The organism is Acinetobacter sp. CY79, assembly GCF_059515845.1.
On sequence record NZ_JCAKMY010000018.1, the window covers coordinates 13,108 to 34,466 of the forward strand.

Sequence of the window (21,359 nt, forward strand, 5' to 3'; positions counted from 1 at the left end):
TTAGCGACTGTAACTATGAAATACCTTTCTCAGATTGAGACACCAACTGAGTCGCAAGTGGAGTACTACCCACAAGCGACCAAGGCTGCTATCGAACAGATGGCGATCTTCTGGCCTGCCGAGGAACTCGGTGTTGAAGAAGATGAAAACGATTTCCGTCACGGGCTTAAAGAAGGTGAACGCTTTGCTGTCTTAGCATTACAGCGTTACCTTTCTAAGATTGAACGTGTCATTGGTGGAGACGACTTTTGGGGTGGAAAGATTGGACGTATGTTCCCTCGCCCTGAGATCCAACGTGCATCATCTGTATTTGCAATGATGGAGAACAACTCACATGCACCGTTCTACCGCATTGGTAACGAAGTCATTGGCGTTGCAACCGATGAGTTCTATGAAGAATTTAAGGACATCCCTGTATTCTCAGAACACATCAAGTACATCGTCAAGAAAGCCAAAAGTAAATGCAAGCTTGAAGCTACTGCAGCACTTACGTTCCTTGAGGGCGTACCTCTGTATTCAGCTTTTGCCTTCTTCAAATCATTTGGAGTACGTGGACACAATAAGATCCCGCACTTCATCGCAGGTATTGATGGAAGTGCCAAGGATGAAAACTTTCACTGTATGTTCTCAGCATGGTTGGTAAACCAATGTATTAAAGAGCGTACCGATCTAGGTAACTTCACTGAACAAGAGCTTGTACGTTTCCGCAAAATCCTACGCCGTATGGCTCGTAAGGTATATAAGCATGAGCTTGGCATCATTGATTACATCTTCTCGCATCGCCCTGAGGATATTACAACGATCACTAAGCATGAGCTTAAACACTTCGTACGTGACCGTGTGAACGCAGTACTGGGTTATCTACAGATGACTCCAATGTTCACAGGTAAACAAGGCAAGGTAACTCAGTGGTTCTTCGCCCAATTGAATGCATACAAATTCCAAGATTTCTTTGCGTCTACTCAGTTGCAGTACCGCCGAGATTGGAAGAAGCATTTATTGAAGTTCGATACGGAAATCGCGGAAGAATACAAGGAGTTTTACGCAAATGTTTAAGGCAATTGGAGCAACGAATACCAAGGCAAAAGTACTTGCCGAAGCGTTAAGCGCAGAGCGCAAACAGTTACAGAAAGATGGTCTACTCCCGGAGTGGTACACAACCTCTGCATGGAAGATGTTTAAGTCTAAGTATGGCTTACCATCTGAGGGCAACACATTACGTGAACGCCACAAAACCATTGCAAAGATTTCTCGCCATTTACCGTTGGAGTACCAAGCCGAATATGAACAGAAGTTCTTTAGTGAACTTTGGGACGGTATCCTATCCCCATCATCCCCTGCCCTGGCAAACACTGGTGCAGATCGTGGGATGGGTGTGGCATGTTCAGGTCAGGACATCGGTAACGCAGTATGGTCGTTCTACACAGGACTCCGAGAGACAGCGATGCTATCGAAGAATGCCTTTGGTACATCAGGTAACTTCTCAAGCGTACAGGCTCGTAACACACAGTTCAGTGGTAACGGACAAGCCAATGGTGTACGTGAAGTTATTGAAGACTTCTTTACTGCAGCATCTAAGATCAGTCAAGGAGGCAACCGTCGTGGAAGCTTTGCTGCTTATCTTGACATTGAGCATGGCGATTTCTATGAGTGCTTGGATTCTTTACGAACTCACTCAAATGGTAAGAACTATGGTTGGGTAATTCGTGACTCATTCATCAAGCGCCTGTTGGCGGGTGAGCCCGAGGCTCACAAGCGATGGACTGATGCACTTCATGTGAAGCTGTTGACTGGTAAGGGTTACTTGTTCTTCCCGGACAAAGCGAACCGTCACCGTCCACAGATGTACAAGGATCTCGGCTTAGACGTTAAGGCTACCAACCTTTGTACAGAAATCATGTTGCACAGCTCTGAGCTTCTCACTTACTCATGCATCCTTGCATCTGTGAACTTGAAGCACTGGGACGTAATCCCTGAGCGTGAATCTGTATTCATCGCAACTGTATTCCTTGACTGCCTATGCTCAGAGTTCATTGAGCAATCCAAAGGTAAACGAGGATTGAAGAAGGTCCGAGATTTCACAATCAAAGGACGAGCAATCGGTTTAGGTGTACTTGGTTTTGCAACCTACCTACAAGAGAAACGTATCCCATACGAATCACTTGAAGCGTACTTCCTAAACAATACGATCTTCAAACACTTGCATGATGAATCGCTCCGCGCTTCTAAGTGGTTGGCTGAGATTCTCGGTGAACCGGAATGGTGTAAAGGCTACGGCGTTCGTAACACACACCGTACTGCAGTTGCCCCAACGAAATCCACATCGAACCTTATGGGCGGTGTTGAGGAATCGGTGTTCCCATCTGTAGCTATGGTTTATGAAGCGTCAAGCTCGGTTGGTGGTTTACCACGAATCAATGCTGTGCTTTACGAACTGATGAAAGAGAAAGGCGTTTATACGCAAGAAACGCTCGATAACATCATTAAGTTCAAAGGCTCAATCCAGCATGTAGATTGGCTGGACGATAACGAAAAGCTTGTCTTCAAGACTGCATTCGAGATTGACCAAGAGGTTATCTACCGAATGGCTAAAGGACGACAGAAGCACTTATGCCAAGGTCAGTCCCTTAACTTCTACTTCTCATCTGATGAGGGTGCCGAGAAGAAGATCGCAAGTCTGATGACACGTGTGACTCTCGACCCTGATATTTTATCTCAGTACTACATCTACTCAATGAGTGGGGTTGTAGTAACTGATGAATGTTTAGCCTGTGCCGCGTAAGTACGTACGCACCCACGCACGTAAGTATGTTAATCTCCTCTGCCGCTCTCCGAGCGGTGGAGTGGTTTTAAAATTTTAAACAAGGAAATCTCCCTATGTGTATCTTATGTAAGCTTGGCATTATCGAACAACCACCTAAACCGAAAGCATCTACTGGCCCTGATAAATCTACGCCCGCTACTGCATTCGCAATCCGTGTTTTAGGCGAAGACGTTGTCATCGCTGAATACGAACAACGTCAAGGCCAACCTCTCCACGCAGTTATCCAATACGCAGTTGCGTTTAGTGAACGTGTGGTTAAAGCCGCAGAAGAACAAGGCCTCTCATATCCTGAGTTCCTTGTGGAGTTCAACTCAGAACCTAAAGCTACTCAAGGCGAAGTGGGCACACCACCTAAGACTTCAACCCAGTTCCTCGACAATGCGAAACGCTTACAGGAAAGCCGTGCTTCTCAGTACGACCAACCTGAGGGCGAGCGTTCAATGGCGAAGACTGTAGCAGCATTCAATACCGTTACTGGTCATAACCTTTCTGAAACAGATGCATGGTTAATGATGACTTTGCTTAAAGCAGTTCGTGCAAACCAAGGTGACTTTAAGTCAGACAACTACGAAGACTTTGTGAGTTACGCCGCGCTTCTCGCGGAGTCTGCGGTTAAGGAACAAGGTTAAGTAATGCGTAAATATACCAACCACGAACAGATCCCCCTTGCATTAGCAGTCTTCCTAGCAGAAGACAACTACGACCACGAGGAGGGTGTGATCTCGGCAACAACCCTACTCAAACCAACTCGTCAAGTTGTACTCGCTAAGCGTGTGCCAAAAGAGGATCGGTTGGTAGACATTGCAAGTCTCGTTGCATCTCGCTTAGGTACAGCAATTCATGACGCAATTGAGCGTGCATGGAAGTCGGGCAAGCTAGAAGAAATTCTTTTAGCACTCGGCTTTCCAAGCCGTGTTACGAAGCGTGTGAAAGTCAATCCGACACCCGAAGAAGTGGAAGCAGGTTGCATACCTGTATTCATGGAACAACGTGCCTACAAAGAAATTGAGGGCATGAAGATCTCAGGTAAGTTCGACTTCATTGGTGAAGGCTCTGTACAGGACTTTAAGTCTACAAGTGTTTACACGTACATGAACCAAACCAATTCAACGAAATACCCACTTCAAGGTTCGATCTATCGTTGGCTCAACCCTACTCTGATTCATCAAGACTTTATGTACATCCACTACATCTTCACAGATTGGTCAGGTGCTAAAGCCAAGTCAGAAAAAGGATACCCGCGCAGTCGTCTCCTCAGCCAAAAATTCAACCTCTTGTCACATCAAGAGACTGAACACTTCATTCGTCAACGTGTGCTCTTACTTAAGAAGTACATGGAAGCACCGGAGCATGAAATCCCGGAATGCACAGACGAAGAACTATGGCGTAAGGAAACAGTATGGAAGTACTACAAAGACCCTAACAAGCTCACACGTTCAACGAAGAATTTTGAAACCAAGTCAGAAGCGTTCGCACGCTTTGCTGATGATGGTCAAGTTGGAATTGTGCGAGAGATCAAAGGTGGCGTAGGTGCTTGCCGTTACTGCGATGGCTTCAATGCATGTACTCAAAAGGATCGTCTGATTGCAGACGGAAGTTTAGTTATTTAAGGACAATCTAATCATGGCACTTGATTACAACAACTTAAAGTTTCACCCAATTAGCGAAAAGCTTGTAGACATTCTATGTCTCAAAACTCAGAACGAAGAACGTCTGTTCTTCCGTGTACTCCTTGGATATTACTGGGGTGTAGTTGCATCTCAGATGCGAGCTGACATTGTCGGTTGGACAAGTAAAGGTTCAATCCCTGTCAACGTATATGCACTTAACCTAAGCCCATCGGGTACAGGTAAAGGCTACTCATCTTCACTTATTGAAGGTGAAGTACTCAACCAGTTCAAAGAGAATTTCATGGAACATACGTTCCCAATTCTTGCTGAAAACAATATCCAAAATTTAGCTGTACGCAAAGCGACACGTAACGGTACCAACCCTGACGATGAAGCTGAACGTATTACCAAAGAGTTCAACAGTCTAGGTTCACTCCTATTCTCGTTCGACTCAGCAACAACACCTGCTGTTAAGCAGATGCGTCAAAAACTACTCATGGGTAATGCGGGATCTGTGAACTTACAGATTGACGAGATTGGTGCCAACTTAGTTGGTCAAACCGAAGTGCTTAACACTTTCCTTGAGTTATTCGACAAAGGGTTAGTGAAAGACAAACTTGTTAAATCTACACAGGACAACGTACGTTTTGAGAAGATCGACGGCGCAACTCCTACCAACATGCTGTTGTTTGGTACTCCGTCTAAATTACTGGATGGCGGTCCAACCGAAGCTCACTTGATGGACATGCTCGATATGGGCTATGCACGTCGTTGCTTCTTTGGATTCATCCGACACTCAGCTAAAGCGACTGGACTTACTGCAGAAGAATTGCTTGAGCGTATGTTTAGCTCCGAGAACGATCAGTTCATTGACGACCTATCAAACCGCTTTGCATGTCTTGCAGAAATGGTGAACATCAATAAGAAGCTCATTATCCCCCGTGATGTGTGTCTAACCTTACTGAGCTACAAGCTTTACTGTGAAGAACGTGGACGCTCATTCAACGAACACGAAACCATTCGCAAAAGTGAAATGGATCACCGCTACTTCAAGTGTTTAAAACTTGCAGGTGCTTACGCCTTTATTGACGGAAGTCCTGAAATCACAGATGACCATATCGAATATGCAATCGCAATCGCAGAGTCATCAGGTGATGCAGTAGCAGAACTCCTAACGCCTGAACGTAACCATGTGAAGTTGGCCAAGTACTTAGCGACAAGTAAACAAGAGTTCACTCTTGCTGACTTGGACGAAGACTTACCATTCTTCAAAGGCTCACGCTCAGCACGTGACGAGATGATCACACTGGCAGTTGCATGGGGCTACAAGAACAACGTCATTGTTCATAAGTCTTTCAACGATGGAATCCAATTCCTACGTGGAGAGTCACTTGCTGAAACCAATCTTGATGAAATGATTCTGACTTACAGCTCAGACATGACAACAGGTTACTGCAATGAATATGCACCGTTCGACAAGCTCAATGTGTTAGTCGGTCAAAGCGGATTGCACTGGCTGAATCACCACCTAAACCGTGGCGATATGGTTGATCCGGATACTGGAACTCATCTTGGATACCGCAAAGAGGAGAACATCCTCCCAGGCTTCAACATGCTCGTACTGGACATCGACGGCACATGCCAACTCAGTATGGCGAAGATGCTCTTGAAAGACTACAAAGCGTTGTACTACACAACCAAGTCTCACACAGAACAGATGAACCGCTTCCGCATTATCTTACCAATGACGCATGTATTGCGTTTGGATGCCAAGGACTACAAGGAGTTCTTCAACAACGTAATGGAATCATTACCGTTTGAGATCGACGAGTCTGGAAACCATCGTTGTAAGAAATGGCTTACCAATGCAGGTCATGTGGAATACACAGAGGGTCAATTATTCGATCCCCTACCGTACATCCCTAAGACCTCTAAGAACGAAGAACGCAAGATCAACCTCCAAGATCAAAGCAACTTGGACAATCTTGAGCGTTGGGTTCTGAACAACATTGGTGATGGCAACCGTAACGTACAACTACACAAGTACGCAATGATCCTAGTCGATGGTGGTTTTCCATTTGATCAGGTTCGTCGCAAGGTACTTGAACTGAACTTGAAGTGTAAAGGCGCTCTCGATGAGGGTGAACTTACAGCAACAATCTTTACAACCGTTGCAAAGGCAATGGCTGCAAAAGCTTAATGACGACGCTCTCCGAGCGTTGGTGTGATCAAGCATGGGGCTTGTGTGGGTACACAGGTCTCTAACCAATCAAACAATGGGAATCCTCAATGGAACAAGTAAACGACAACCTATTCTTAGTCTGCGGTGTACCGGCAACAGGTAAATCAGCATGTCTCCGGGACTTAGAAAACGTAATTTATCTCAACTGTGAATCGGGCAAAAAACTCCCATTTCGTCCGAAGAACTTTAAGCAGTTTGTAATCACTGACCCGTACCAAGTGTATGAAGCATTTGCATGGGCAGAAGAACAACCTCAGTACACAACCATTGTGATTGACGGTCTGAACTTCTTGATGGATATGTTCGAGAGTATGTACATCATCGGAAGTGCTGACAGTCGTGCAGCATGGGGCGACTACGCACAGTTCTTCAAAAACTTGATGCAACAGCATGTATCTAAGTCAACAAAGAACGTGATCTTCACAGCGCACACCAAAACAGAATACAACGAGAAGACGTTGCAGTTTGAAACCAAAGTACCAATCAAAGGTGCATTGTCAAACCAAGGTATTGAAGCTTACTTCTCTATGATCTTGTCTACCAAGAAGATCTCACTTGCCGATCTTGCAGAGAAGAAACAAGAGTCAGCATTCTTGAACATCACCGATCAAGAGAAAGCTCTAGGCTTTAAGCACGTATTCCAAACAACTGTTACAGCAGACACCGTACAAGAGCGTATGCGTGGGCCAATGGGTATGTGGGATCCTAACGAGATCTACATCGACAACACCTGTGGACACGTACTCTCTCGCTTAACCGAATACTACTTCGACGACGCTGCTTAACAAACCATCAACCAATTCACGCAAGCATAAGGATTCCTTTCATACTCAACAAACCAAGAGTACAATCCGACTGCTTGCGTACGTACGCACTTGCGTACTTACTCACATTTAAACTTAAGGACATCCCTAAATGAACGCATTAGCTGGCTTAAACTACGACAACGACATCGCAAACGAAACTGACTCAGTTGGTGGATCACTCGTTCGTGAATCAAGTGTGGGCTTATTCACAATTAAATGGGCATACTTTGAAACATCGAAAAACGGTGCAACAGGTGTGACTTGTGTTTTCCTTGACGAACAAGATCGTCAATACAAAGAAACATTCTGGGCAACTAACCGTGAAGGTAAAAACTTCTATGTCAACAAAGACAATGAGAAGAAATATCTTGCAGGTTTCATCCATGCAGATGCATTAACACTTCTTACAGTTGGTACGCCAATCAGCCAAACACCTACTGAAAAGCTTGTAGTTAAAGTCTACAACAAAGATGCAAAAGCAGAAGTACCTACTCAAGTTGACGCATTGAAATGCATCATGGGTAAACAGATTGCACTTGGTATCTTGAAGCAACGTGAAAACAAAACTGAGCTTAACCAAGCAACTAATAAGTACGAACCGATCAACGAAGAAAAGATCTTGAACGTAGTAGACAAAGTATTCCGTGCTGACGGCTTTACTACTGCAGAACTTCGTGCACAAGCAGAAACTCCGGCATTCCTAGAAGAATGGAAAGCTCGTTGGGACGGTAAATTAAAAGACCGTTACAAAGAAGTTGCCGCAAATGCGGTACGTGCAGGTGCTCCTAAACCGGGCGCAGCAGCAGGTGCTCCACGTTCATCAATGTTCGCTTAATTCAATTAACTCAAACGAGGGTGCTATCTAGCGCCCTTTCTTTACACCTCAAGGAAGTACCTCTCATGGAACAAACACAACAACCTCAACCGATTACATCTGTAGAGGCTATGGGTAACTTAGTTTTGAACTGGTTTCAAAACCGTCACGAACAACTGAATCACTTACAGAACTTACCTGAAAGTGATGCACTTGAAGTTGAAGACCGCGACACTGGTGATGTAATCACACTTACAGCTGAACAACGCAAAGTATTCTTAATGGGTGCTGCGGTAGCACAATCCATCTTTAGTGAACCTCCCTTCAAATTAGCGGAAGCTCCAGATGCAGAACAGCCAACAGCTTAAAATTGTTGGTATGGATCCATCCCTCAGAAATTGGGGGATGACCCAAGCACTCTACAGCCCCACTCAGAAGTCACTTGAGATATTAGATTTTGATCTCATCCAACCGGAACTCCCAAAAGCCAAGCTAAAGCAAGGCGAACTCGACATCATCTCAGCCGAACAGCTCTTTACCCGAGCATACCATTTCGCAAAGAACGCAGACATCGTGTGCGTGGAAGTGCCTGTAGGAAGTCAAAGCGCAAGAGCTATGGTTTCGTATGCCACGTGTACCGCGATCATTGGTGCGTTAATTGCTGTGGGACTGCGAGTTGTAGCGGTAACACCTAACGAGGTGAAGAAGGTTATAGGAGATCCCAAGGCATCCAAGCATGACGTTATCGAGTGGGTTCGTATGAGGCACCCATTGGCTCCATACCCGACCTATCGACGTAATGAGCAAAATCTAATATCTGAGGCGAAAGCTGAACACTTATGCGACAGCGTAGTAGCCATCTATGCAGCAATGCAGAAGAAGCGTTTTCTCCAATTAGTCAAGGAACTCACGCTACCTGTCGCATCCTAATCAACTCCCCCGAAAGGGGGATCTTAAATTTAACAGAATGTAAATGAACGGACGCTGCAGCACACGTTTACATTCCCTTGAATTTAACCCCTTTAGTAATCCAATTATGGAAATCATTATGAACATCGAATTACAAGCTCGCATCACTTTAACTACTGAAGACATCCAAGAAGCGTTGACCAATTACATCAACGACAATGGCTTCGACTTAAACGGTAAAGAGGTAGAGTTCCCAAACCTCCCCGAAGAAATCGTTGTGACTGCAGCGGGCGAAGACTTACCAAAAGAAGCCACAACAAAAACAGCATCGCGCTCACGTGCTAAACCAAAGACTGTACAGCCCAAGGTAGATGCAACTGTTGAGCGATCTTTTGAAGATCATGCACAAGAGCAGATCGACAAAGCAGAAGCAGATCGTGAAGCCTTACTGGAGCAAGAGCGCCAAAAAGCAGAAGCTCTAGAAAAGAAACGAGCTGAGGCAAAAGCACAAGCTCAAGAACTTCTACAGAAAGGCACTGAGATCTTAGAGGCATCTAAAACACAGTCAGTTAATCCAATGGCTTCCCTTACCTCTGTTGAGACAGATGTAATCGAAGATGATGAGCAGGTAGCTGAACCACTTGCAGGTCAAGACGTACTAGATGCAAAACCTACAGAAGGCGTGGCAGAAGTTAAACCGCGATTCAATCCATTTGAAAAAACTGCGGATACGTCTGAATCAATTGAAGTAGCAGCAGCAGCCGTAATCCCAGTTCAACAGACAACTCCGGTTCTACCTAAGAAGTCTATCTTCGGATAATGAAAGACCTACTCGGACTCATCTTTTTGATTAGTGTCGTAGTAGCAATCTATACGGTGTACATAGCCTTACGAGAAATCCTAGTAGCAGTACTGGCGATATTCATAGCGTGGCTATGCTACTACGCACACAAAACGAAGCTATAAAAAAAGCCCTGATTAATTCAGGGCTTTTTCATTGTGTTCATAAACTTATCAAACATGAACACATTCAACGCTACTACCAGGTTTAGTCCATAGTAGATAATACCTACAAGGGGTAGGAACAAAAATACCCCTACTAGGAATCCACCTATACCAAAATTGGAGGTGTGCTTCCACTCAGTGAGAATCATTAAAGCGATAAACGCTGAAACAGCTAACAAAGCTTTTGGAAGAACACCTTGAAACTTCAACATGATAGGACAACCTTTTAATGATTGCCCTATCTTACAAGTAGCGTTATTACAACGCTACACCTAACACACCTGACCCCATCACAGCTGACGGTAAAATGAGCGGACCCGGATTGATTACGCCTAAACCTTTACTTAGCAAGTTAGGATCAAGCACAGTCTCCATGCTAGTCATCGCACCAAGAGCCATAGATTGAGTCATCACAAGCGCTGGGTTCTTACGCAACAACGCAAGCATCACACGTTGGTAGCGGAACAAGAACTTAGTAAACAACATCGCACCTACATCGTTAAGCCACTGTACCTGAGCAGATGATGGCAGATCGTAGTTAATGAATGTCTCCATGGCTTCATGTACTGCAGCATCATGTGACATACCATCCTTCTCAGTGAAGTGCTTGTACGCAATGTATCGCCCGATGAAGTCGGAGTACTGTGTAGCCGCTGACATAAAGTTATGACCAACAGTACCCGGTGACATCATCAAAGTTTTACCTACATTCTTTGCAGTATCCGGGACATAACTTGTCAACTCGGATGCCTTAGATGCAAGTGCAGTCTTGTACCCAAAGTCATCGTTAGTCGCTTCAACATCATCAACAATCGCGGGCATAGTTCCTGACTCGATAAACGCTTTAAGCGGATTACGAGCCATGGAGTCTTGCAGTACAGCAAGGCGCTGTTCAAGCTTAGCTGTATCACCAACTCCACTTCGTAACTGCACCTCGATCTCAAGGAGTTCCTTGCGATCATCTTGATACGCTTTACCTGCCTTAAACGCCAACATACCATCTCGCATAGCATTTACTGGATTCACTCCAAGAGCTGTCAGAAGTACGGAGTTAAAGGTCATGTTGCCCATCAAGACTGCAGGTGTACGAAGTACGATGAAGTCTTTAGCAGTAGACACAATCTCAGAAGTAGCACGACCAACTTGGTACGAGCGAAGCTGAGCTTTGTCTTTGAACATCCCCTCCATGATCGTTGTGTACATTCGTTCAGCGAAGTTACGTTCCTGTTGTTGCTTATTCCAGATGTTACCTAAAGCCAACTTGCGATAACCAAAGACAAGAGAAACCAAGTCATTGCGGATATACATTGGCTCGTTCTTACCCCAAGTATCTTCCATCGCCTTACGGGTATCATGTGGCATTAAGCGCCATAGTTCCTGAGCACCACGATCCGCAACAAACGGACCGATGGCTACATAGGCACGAGGGTTCTTGGTGAAGTTCGCCAAGTAGTCCGCATGAAGTGCATCAATCGTACGAATGTTCTGAGCCGGAGAGTAAGTCTTATCCAAGCTTGAACCTGCATATTCGCCCAGTAGTTCACCTACCTCGTGCTTGCGCTGTAGAAGCTCATCACGTGCGTTATTGTTCATACGGTACGAATGGTGCATCACATTACCTAAAGTGTCGTACGTAGCAAACAGTTGCGTATTCTGATCCCCTCTTGGGTCATACGTTACATGGTTGGTCAACTCCACTTGCTTAACCAAATGAGCTTGTGAAGCTGTCACAGCCTGAGACATACCCTGATCGGTAACAATCATACCTTTCGTATGAGTATCGGTCAGACTCATCACCGTAGACACACGACGTTGATAACCCCCCTCACGAGAATACATTGCCTGAGTATGTTTAACAGGATCATTAGAATCCTGACTAAGCTCAGCAACCTTTACCCATCCTTGAGCTTCAAGCTTTTCACCATTACTCACTACATCAATACGTGTCTCCACGTATGGATTGTTGATCTCCGGAACCCATCCCTTGATCGCAGACAGTGGGTTGTCCTTAAAACGATGTTCCATTGCATCAGCACTTAACTGCTTATGTACACGTAACGCGTTCTCAAAACCATTCACCCCATCTTTGCGTCCTAACTCTTGTGACATCACTTGAGCCAGTACCTTACGACTATCACCATCCATATACTCAATCGACCACAACGAAGCCAACTTATCCAATGCCGTTACAAGTTTTGGATCAGCTGTTCGTAACTCCACAAAATTTGATGTACCTAAACCTTGTGCAATCGCTTGGGCATTCATAACAAGCCCTGCTGTTGGATTACCTGACTGCATGTACCAAGCCAATTGTTTAGCTTTATTGATCATGGCATTACCTTGAGGATGCAGACGCATAACCTCAACTTGAGCCTGACCAATGGCTTTCTCACGTTTAAGCTTTTGAGCAACTAAACCTTGCAAGTCTTGAGCCGAGTACGTGTCCATTAACGTATGAGCGTCTGAACGTAATAAGCCGTATGCAACCGCTTTACTTTCCTCAGGTGTAAGCTTACGAGAGAAACCATTGTCCACAATTGTTTTAACCGAGGACTTAACTGCAGCACGAGCCTTCTCAATTTCCTTGGTACCACGAAGTAACTTCTGTAGTCCCTTGGCAAAACCTTGAGCAGATCCGAACTCATTAAGAATCTCTGCAGTAACACCGTAACGTGTGCCAGGGTTTTCATGATTTCGTAAATCACGTAATGCACCCGGGATGTTGTCGATCTTGTCTGATACAGCCAAACGAGCTGACTGACCTACCGCACGTACTACCGCATACTTACTGTTACGAACAAACTCAAACTGTCCCAACTTACCGATTGCTTTTGCTGACATTGGATTCAATGAACCCATCTTGGCAGTCATCCAATCAAAGCCTGCAGAGAAGCGCTCTACAGCAATGTTTCGACTGCGCGTATCAATCTGTGCAATTCGATTAACAAGAGCATCTACCTTCGCTGACACGGTCTGTGCGCGATGTGTGCCTGCCATCCAATTGTTTGTCCATGCAACTGCATAATCAAACGCTTTCAGCAACTTGCCGTAAGGAGTCGTAGGCTTCCCAGCTTCAACACTTGGTTTGAAGTTAAGGAGCTGTGACATCTGCTCACTACCTAAAGCCATTGAAGCAAAACGAGCAATCGTTGTGTTACGTCCGCCAGTCGCTTTCGCTTTAAAGATGTAATCAAACTTAGCCTGAGCTAACGCCCTGTCTTGAGCTGTTGCATGTGTCCAATCGCCTTTATGGAATGATTGCGGTGTCATCGCTTTACGAGCTTCCTCGTATGCTTTGTGCATCACTTTCATCACGTTTGAACCTGCACCATTATCAAGTGCTGTGTCGATCACAACTTCAAAAGCTTCAACCGCATAAGCCTCACGATCATTCAATGCAAAACCTGCAGAACGTGCATCTACAGATCGGTCCGCAATTTGAGTCAATCCATCCTTAAGATGTTCACGACCTGCACGGGTGATCACAGTCTCAATGACAGTGTCCATCATCGTCTCTACACGCTGAGTAAACTCACGTGAATTGTTCTGCCCATCGAGAGATCTAAAGATGTCACGAGGAGACGCTTGAGTAGCTCGCTGCTTTGCACGCTCTTGACCTGAGATCATTGGTTTAGCTTCTTGAGTCATTGCCAACTCAGCACCTTTCAATGCTGTGATTTCACTCGACAGTGAAGCCATATCCATAATCAACGCTTCGTATGCAGGGATATGCTTGCGGTTCGATGCACGAGGACGGTCATGGCCAAATACAAGATCAAGTGCACTTGACACAAAATCCTTGAACATAGAAACAACTTTACGACCCTTACGTTCCACTGTCGTACTTGCCAAGTACTTCTGGAATGTTGGGTTAGTCATACCCCATGAAACCAATTCATCAATGTTGGCTGTGGCTTCCTTGAACTCAGCTTCACGTGCGGTACCTTTCAACGAGGCTACAACATCAGCACGTAAACCCTCTAGGCGATCAACTGCATCACGCATTGCCTGAGTACCTTTACCCGACTGGGCAAGTGCAATCCCATTAGACAAGCCCGCATGAAGTAACTCATGCATCAACAACTCACCACCTACACGGCTATTCGCTGACTTTGAATCCAAGATATTGATCTGATTCGCCTTCGGTGAATACCAACCTGACGCACCTGCATCAAGCATCGACTTACCTTTTTGGTACGACGTATCTACATGCTCCGGTACAACCTGATCATTAATCAAATTGATCGTAAGCCCATCCGGTAAAATCCCTTCAAGCACATCGAGCAACTGACGACCACTCGCAGATGTTACGACTTCCTTTCTCAAAGCTTTGATTGCAACCCGTGCATCCAAAGGCTTCCCGTCCCCACGTGCCAAGATACGCTCAGTTTTAGTAACTGGCTTATTCTCCGGCTCCGTTACTTTACGAACCTCAAGTACCTCACCACCAAACAACTTTTCTAACGCATTGCCCACACGTTTCGCACGACCTAAAGCCTTAGTCTTTAAGTCCTGTTCCAACTTAGCACGACTGTCATCACGCACCTTCTGATGTGCATCAGTCAACTTAACCTCACCACCCCAACTACCGTACTGGTGAACTGTGTCCAGTGAATCCAAGTAATCTAACTTCTTGGCTTCCAACGCATAGCGATGTTCTGCAAGTCCTGTGAGGAAACCACTCAAAGAGTTATCTGCAAAGCTTACCGGCATCTTGTCGCCAAGGCGTGTCAGAGCATCTTGGATCTTCTTGCGTGAAGCTTCACTGATCGGGATAGTACCTTTAGCAACCTGGTCAAGAGAACGCATCATCATGTTCAGCATCTCTACCTGCATGTGGTACGTTGAGGTAATCTCATGGAATGCCTCATTCTGTACACGACCAAGCTCACCCACACGTTCTAAGTTTGAGTAGTTCGCATCATGCATGTTCTCTGTTGCAAAGCCTGAACCTAATGCTGCAGACGAGATGTATGCATCTGTACCAAGTACAGGGAATACAGATCCACGAACACCCGGATCTCCATCTACCTCAGCTGTGATACCAACCTCAGATTTGGAAATACCTTCCTTACTTTTCGCATTACCAAAAACGCTACGAGTACGAATACTTACATGGCTCTCCTCTGCTTTAAGCGATTGCGAGCGTGTGTCTGTCAACATGATACCGGTACCAACTGGATCATCTGATTTAGACGACAAAGCTGAAACAACGATAGGTCTTGCTGTGTAAAGCTCACGGTCAATTTCTTCCATGGCTTTCTTAGACAATCCCTCAAGCGGAACTTTTTTACCATCAACCATCTTGTATGGAATGCGTGGTAAACCTTTCTCGCTTGTTGGTTCCATACCCTCTTGGATATACGACTCAACCAATGACTCTTTCAATGCTGCATACGTTTCGTAAGCCACAGATGACATTGCAATGTTTACGTCACGGACTGCCAGGTAATCTTTATAGGCATCCTGTAAAGCCATCTCATGAACACGACCATGTGTATTGTAGATCACGGTCTCGAGTGCAAGCATTAGGTCACGTGGTAACTCTGTCTCTAGTAATGTAGCGACAGATAATTCACCATCTTTGATCAAAGATACTGGGGCAACATTTGGACGCTCACGGTTATAACGGTACTTCGCTGAACCCCACATTGAGTTAAGTGTTCCGCTTTTACCCGTGTACTTCGCCAAGAAGTCCATATCAGACATACCACTGAAATCCACTGGCGCATCAGCGTTGCGAGAGTTGTAGTCATACTCAAGTTGAGTACGGTACATCTCCATACCTTCCTTACCATACATACCATCAGGGATAGAGCGGAAGTTGCTATTGAACAATGCAAAGATCGCATTCATATCCTTTCGCATAACATCCAATTGCTGTACTGCAGTATCAGGATCAGTCTTACCAGTCTGAGCAATTTTAGCCATCTTCTTGTAAATCGTAGACACAGCTTCGTTTACAGAGTTGATCTTAATCGCTGTGGTACCTGAACCATAGATCGTAGGTGATGCAATCGTCTTACCCTTAGCACGTTGCAAGAAGTCACCGAACAACACATTCATACGATCAGCAGTTTTACGCAGACGTTCGTTATCACCTGTGCTCGATGTGAACGTAGTCGATGCAAGCAACTGATTCCATCGGTTGTCTTGGTACGTGTTGATCGTGTTGTACAAATCGCCCATACCTGAACGAGCTACTTCGTATTGGTTTTGGAAACCCTTGTCCGGATCATTTGCAGACGCTTTGGTGATTAAACCAAAACCATCTGACATATCATTCGTACCTGTCGACGCATCCACGGTACCCGACTGAGTCAGCGCAATTGCTGAACCGTTCGTCTTACCATCTGAACCTGCACGTAGGTAGGTTGTGAAAGTAGACGGAGCTTTAGGATCAGTCATGGCCATGTGCAACTCAGCGAGTGAAACCAAACCATTAAATGATTGGATTCCCATGCCCATTGCTTTCACAGTTTTAGACATATCACGGAACACGCTGTCAGGAACTTTATCACCTGACTTGGTCAAAGCCATTAAGTTAGCTGTCGCTTTGATACCTGCTTGTGTTTCAGCAGAGTGGTACCAATCCAATAGCTCAGGTAAGTAAGTCTCAGGGTGAACTTTGTCTGCAGTCGCTCCAACATAGCCCTGAGTTTTCAAGCCCAATTCTTCTGCATGTTCTGCAACTGCCTCAAACATACGACCTAATTTTGTTAAGTCTCCCGCCTCAGAGTACAAGTGCTCACTCTTAATCGACTCACCTTCTGCCAATTTTGGTACGTCAATCTCTGCTCGATACTCCACAGGTGTCAACAACGTACGATGTACTTGGTTCGCCTGAGTGTTTAAATCGTTGTTGTCCACATGCATACGCTGTGTACGAACGACATTCATGCCCAAGTAAACGTGCTGATACTCGCCCTTGTCATCACGTGTAAGCTGACCTTTGATAAACCCAACACCATGTTCAAGATCACGGATCACCGCCTGACGTTTAGACTTCACACTACCTCGTTGAGATATATGGAAATTTTCTGTCAAGTGTTGCTCGCTGTGATGAAGATCCAACATATCGAACAATTTGTCCTGATAGTTATCGAACATATTGACGATTGGATCTGCTGTCTCTGTACGCACACGGAACGGATTATCAATCGCTTTGTTGATACGATCACGCTGTAAAGACGGCGGAGCTAATACCGAACCACGGATCTTAGTCTTTGCATCCATTGGTTTAATCTTTGTAATCGACGGGCCTTTACGCTCAGGTACCACAGAGAAGATCTTACCAATGATTGCGCCACTACCTACGTCTCCGTCTTTGGCTTTAGCACTTTCAACAATACGTTGTACCAGTTTAGGCGGAACACCCTCAGCGTCACGCTTTAACTCCACAAACTTGCCGTAAACTTTTGAGCTGTTCTCTAATTGATGTACAGCTGTGTTTTGTTCAGGTGTGTACTTAGACGCATCTATCGGGAGAGTTGAGCCGATCTGCTGACTCAACCAGTCACGGTACATATATGGACCAAGACCTTTTGCAAGTTCTGCCATCTCCTTACCAGTGATCGAAGTCACAGCGAGTACACCTTGATGCTCTAAGGCGTAGACCATGTGAACACCTAACGCTGATTCAAGACGACCTTGGAAATGTGAATCCACATCACTACGTACACGTAAGCCCAGAGCTTGTACCGCACGTTTACCTAAGGTACTTGCCATAGTCGATAACGACTGTGAGTAAGCAAATTTTTGGTGAATGTCTTGCGATACCGTATTCCCCTCTGAGTTCTTGAAGTGGAAAATACCCTGTACGATTTCGTCTGCGTTGTAAGCAGGGTGCTCACCATTCTCACTAAACCAAGTAAATGCAGATGCAGCCATCGCAACTTTGACGTTCTGCTCAATACCTGACGCACCGTCTTCGTTCACAGCCAAGTACTGTAGGAAGTCTTCCTTATGGAACTTCTTACTTTTGGTACGTACAAACGAGTTACCAAAGGCAGTAGAGAAGTGCATCGCATACTTACCGAAATTGGTAAAGTGATCTTCCTGAGCTTTGGTTAGTTCTGCCCCTGCAAACTTTGCGAGAGTTGCTTTGTACTCTGCATCGTCTAACTCATCGAGAGATGAAAGGAAGTCCTTAACCTCAACTAATGGATTCACCGCACCGTCGGTTGCTGTACGTTGCTCAAAACCAACAAGCACTAAGTTCTGCTCGTCATAGTCTTTCAGACGTTCAGCATCACGTGTAGCCGGAGTTGTATCAGCGAGTACGTTTAACTTGCCTTGACCCTTTGGAGGTTTAGGCGTAGCTGTATCGTCCTTGCTTTCAGCTTTAGGCGTTACTGATTCAGCATCCGTCTTAGTACGCTGTGGTGATGGCTTGTCAGTGTTGGAGTCCCCTTTCGTCTCAGGTCTCTTAACACTTTTTGTAGGCGTAGCTTCTTGCTTCTTAACATTACCGGTATCCTTACCTTTAGGTTGAGTTTGAGTTGGTTGATCTGATTCAGGTGGAACCCAATTATCAAATGAGAGGGATAGGTCATCAGCATCACGTGTGTCATTGAAATGATCTAACGCGCTTTGAGCATCTGAATCCAATGACAAGGGAGGAAGCGATTCCGTCATCGGAGCTTCTGTTTGCGGTAAATCTAATTGAGTTGGTGCACCAAGTACTGATTGCATTTGTACCAGGGCATCACGTGTCTTACCGATCAGTACTGCATCATTGTCAATGCGCCCTACCAAGCGAACTGACCCTGTGTGGTCGGCATCAATATCCAATGCACCAAGCTGATCTCGGTTGGCATCATTGATTGCTACTTCACCTTGGTTTATGAGCCATTGACCATTTACCTGATCTTTATAGATCTGGAAAACTTCGCCTGATTCTTTAGATAGGCGTAAAGCTTCTTGAGCAACCTGAGCTTTGTTCGTGGTATTGAACTCAAACTCACCGATCTCCTCTAACAGACGATCTTGAGAACGCTGACGACCTGATGAAACTGCATTGGCCATTTGAGCCACATACTCATCAAGACCGCGGTATCCCTTACCACCTTTGACGATCTCTGCTGAAACATAGTTGTCATCTTTACTTTGGTTTAACTCGACTGCACGTTGCGCCAATGTACGGAATAGACCACGCTCATTCTGTGTTAACGGTAGGCTTGCATTCTCAGACGCAGCAATCAGCGCCTCAGCTGAGTACAGCTGTGGAGAGTTCTTCATCTGAGTAATTACATCTTGTGCAACCTCAGGCGTAGCAGTCTCAACCTTACCGGTCACGACATCAGTTGTCGCTTTGATGTTAGCCGTTGTAGGAGCTTTACCCGATTGAGCACGTTGAGCTTTGGTGAACGCCTCAAACTGGTCTAAGGCATCATTCGCATGTTTATGCATGGATTCAAGCTTAGTAGTTGCAACCTTCTTCACACCTTCTGCTTTGGTAATATCCGCACGCATTGCTGTGATTTCGTCTTGGAACTCTTTGATCTGTGCCGGATCTTGGAGAGATTGCAACTGAGTCTCATACTCTGCAATCAGAGTTTGATTCTCTTGGATGATGACATCCTGTTGTGCCAGTGCTGATTGAACCTCATCACGGGTAGTAACGAACTGTTGCTCTGCAATATCTACAGCCTGTTCCATATTGGCGTAGGCTTTGCCTGCGGATTCCTCAGTAGCGTCCGCCTTACTGAACTCAGTCATCTGTGAACGAATGGCTTCTGCCGGATTGAACTTAGGAGATTCAGGATTGATCGTATCTTCGTATGTAGTTTTACGAGCGTCGATCTTCTCTTTGGCAAGGTCTGTACCTGCACGTGTTGCAGTAGCGACACCACCGATTGCATGACCACCTGCCGTCAACGCACCTGCAGTAAGACCACCTGCAACACCGGCTTCAATGAACGAACGTGAATCCACACCCTCAGTAGAAAGTGAGCCCCAACCTTTTTGAATCGTGTCTTGTAAACCAGTAGCCAAGAAGTTAGACGCAACCGCACCTGCAACACCGGTACCCGCTTTAAGCGCTTGCTTACCTGCAGTACCTTTGGCAACACCGATAGCCTGGGAAGGTGCAAGACCTTTCGCTAAACCAAGTGCTTTAAGTGGGGTAGCGTTCTCAACGAAGTTCGCACCAAAGTTCAAGGCAGCCATACCGCCCATCTTCCATGCATCTGATCCAGTTGCAATGTGACCTTCACGTTCCTCATAGTCAGCAGACGAGTGAATGTAGTCCTCCATTGTTTGAAGCCCTGCACCGCCTACAGCTGTAACCATACCGCCCATTAAATACGGTACGAGAGAACCTGCTTCACCAATCAAAGCATCATTGTGTTTTGCATTGGCACTGACAGCATTACCCAAGTACTCAGCATTCATTTTAGCAGCTAGGGCTAATGCACCTTTCGTATCCCCTGCTTTTTCAAGAGCTTCGATCTGTGGTTTGTACTTCTTACCTACAGCATCGTTGAGCGTCTTCATCTCACGATCACGTAGATCACTGAAATATGGGTTGTACTTTTCGGTACCCCATTTCCCTTTCTCACCTTTACGCGCATCACCTAACCACTCACGAGCGCCATCCATTTCCTCATGGTATTCATTGAGTAATTCAAGGTTAGTTTGTGGGTTGTAGACAACACCACGTTCAGCCTCAGGACGGCGTTGTAAGAGGGCAATATCTTCTGCAGATGCATCGAAAGGATTTTTCTTGAAACGGGCATGAGCTTCACGAGCTTCATCTGAAACGAGAGATTTAGCATCCATCGCATCTTTGAAGTAAGTAGACGCAATACCTTGGTTCAACATCTGTGAACCGGCATCCAACGCACTACCTGCAAAGTTTTTGGTTTTACCCCAAGCACGACCAGAGAAACTACCCTGAGTCATTTCATCACCAGTTGCCCAATACTTATCAGCTTCTTGCTGACTTGCTTGGATACTCGCCTGAATTGCTTGGTTTGTTTGAGTACGCTTCGTCTGCATGTCTGTAAACGAGGTTGTGCGGAGGTTGTTTAAGTAAGACAAGTTATTGCGAAAGGTCGCATCCTCGACTTGCTTTTGCTTAGGGGAAGGTTGTCCCCATTGATCAAAATCCATTTTGATTCCTACGCAAATAAAAAGAGAGCCAATG

Annotated in this window: 11 protein-coding genes; 10 read left to right on the top strand and 1 reads right to left on the bottom strand. The window is 45.5% G+C overall.

Annotation, left to right across the window (positions count from 1 at the left end; translation table 11 throughout):
* Positions 1-15 precede the first annotated feature (15 nt).
* From AC5YCE_RS08995 to AC5YCE_RS09040, 10 genes are all read left to right on the top strand, one after another.
* A complete protein-coding gene (locus AC5YCE_RS08995; protein ID WP_496171793.1) occupies positions 16-1,056 on the top strand; it encodes a ribonucleotide-diphosphate reductase subunit beta in 1,041 nt (346 codons plus the stop codon).
* Complete coding sequence (locus AC5YCE_RS09000; RefSeq protein ID WP_496171794.1) at positions 1,049-2,782, top strand: ribonucleotide reductase barrel domain-containing protein; 1,734 nt, start codon at positions 1,049-1,051, stop codon at positions 2,780-2,782. Before AC5YCE_RS08995 ends, AC5YCE_RS09000 begins: the two co-directional genes overlap by 8 nt.
* 95 nt (positions 2,783-2,877) lie before the next feature.
* Positions 2,878-3,453, top strand: coding sequence for a DUF6378 domain-containing protein (locus tag AC5YCE_RS09005; RefSeq protein WP_496171795.1), 576 nt, complete (start codon positions 2,878-2,880; stop codon positions 3,451-3,453).
* Between the two features lie 3 nt (positions 3,454-3,456).
* Positions 3,457-4,434, top strand: coding sequence for a PD-(D/E)XK nuclease family protein (locus AC5YCE_RS09010; RefSeq protein ID WP_496171796.1), 978 nt, complete (start codon positions 3,457-3,459; stop codon positions 4,432-4,434).
* 13 nt (positions 4,435-4,447) lie between these two features.
* The gene (locus AC5YCE_RS09015) at positions 4,448-6,634 is read left to right on the top strand and encodes a DUF3987 domain-containing protein (RefSeq protein ID WP_496171797.1); all 2,187 of its coding nucleotides are present in this window, start codon (positions 4,448-4,450) and stop codon (positions 6,632-6,634) included.
* Between the two features lie 89 nt (positions 6,635-6,723).
* Positions 6,724-7,461 (top strand): AAA family ATPase, encoded by a 738-nt coding sequence (locus AC5YCE_RS09020; RefSeq protein ID WP_496171798.1) that lies wholly within the window; start codon positions 6,724-6,726, stop codon positions 7,459-7,461.
* A gap of 130 nt (positions 7,462-7,591) precedes the next feature.
* The gene (locus AC5YCE_RS09025) at positions 7,592-8,317 is read left to right on the top strand and encodes a hypothetical protein (RefSeq protein ID WP_496171799.1); all 726 of its coding nucleotides are present in this window, start codon (positions 7,592-7,594) and stop codon (positions 8,315-8,317) included.
* 65 nt (positions 8,318-8,382) lie between these two features.
* On the top strand, positions 8,383-8,664 hold the full coding sequence (locus AC5YCE_RS09030) for a hypothetical protein (protein WP_496171800.1): 282 nt from the start codon (positions 8,383-8,385) through the stop codon (positions 8,662-8,664).
* A complete protein-coding gene (locus AC5YCE_RS09035; RefSeq protein ID WP_496171801.1) occupies positions 8,642-9,226 on the top strand; it encodes a RuvC family protein in 585 nt (194 codons plus the stop codon). The genes AC5YCE_RS09030 and AC5YCE_RS09035 overlap by 23 nt, the downstream gene beginning before the upstream one ends.
* 118 nt (positions 9,227-9,344) lie before the next feature.
* Entirely contained in the window at positions 9,345-10,025 is a 681-nt protein-coding gene (locus AC5YCE_RS09040) for a hypothetical protein (protein ID WP_496171802.1), read from the top strand.
* Between the two features lie 443 nt (positions 10,026-10,468).
* On the opposite strand, the gene AC5YCE_RS09045 is transcribed toward AC5YCE_RS09040, so the two are convergent.
* On the bottom strand, positions 10,469-21,325 hold the full coding sequence (locus tag AC5YCE_RS09045) for a hypothetical protein (protein ID WP_496171803.1): 10,857 nt from the start codon (positions 21,323-21,325) through the stop codon (positions 10,469-10,471).
* Positions 21,326-21,359: the final 34 nt, after the last annotated feature.

Bases quoted from the DNA above. Each gene is read 5' to 3' on its own strand.
- AC5YCE_RS09030 (WP_496171800.1), top strand. From the start codon at position 8,383: ATGGAACAAACACAACAACCTCAACCGATTACATCTGTAGAGGCTATG.
- AC5YCE_RS09015 (WP_496171797.1), top strand. From the start codon at position 4,448: ATGGCACTTGATTACAACAACTTAAAGTTTCACCCAATTAGCGAAAAG.
- AC5YCE_RS09040 (WP_496171802.1), top strand. From the start codon at position 9,345: ATGAACATCGAATTACAAGCTCGCATCACTTTAACTACTGAAGACATC.
- AC5YCE_RS09020 (WP_496171798.1), top strand. From the start codon at position 6,724: ATGGAACAAGTAAACGACAACCTATTCTTAGTCTGCGGTGTACCGGCA.
- AC5YCE_RS09005 (WP_496171795.1), top strand. From the start codon at position 2,878: ATGTGTATCTTATGTAAGCTTGGCATTATCGAACAACCACCTAAACCG.
- AC5YCE_RS09010 (WP_496171796.1), top strand. From the start codon at position 3,457: ATGCGTAAATATACCAACCACGAACAGATCCCCCTTGCATTAGCAGTC.
- AC5YCE_RS09025 (WP_496171799.1), top strand. From the start codon at position 7,592: ATGAACGCATTAGCTGGCTTAAACTACGACAACGACATCGCAAACGAA.
- AC5YCE_RS09045 (WP_496171803.1), bottom strand. From the start codon at position 21,325: ATGGATTTTGATCAATGGGGACAACCTTCCCCTAAGCAAAAGCAAGTC.
- AC5YCE_RS09000 (WP_496171794.1), top strand. From the start codon at position 1,049: ATGTTTAAGGCAATTGGAGCAACGAATACCAAGGCAAAAGTACTTGCC.
- AC5YCE_RS09035 (WP_496171801.1), top strand. From the start codon at position 8,642: ATGCAGAACAGCCAACAGCTTAAAATTGTTGGTATGGATCCATCCCTC.
- AC5YCE_RS08995 (WP_496171793.1), top strand. From the start codon at position 16: ATGAAATACCTTTCTCAGATTGAGACACCAACTGAGTCGCAAGTGGAG.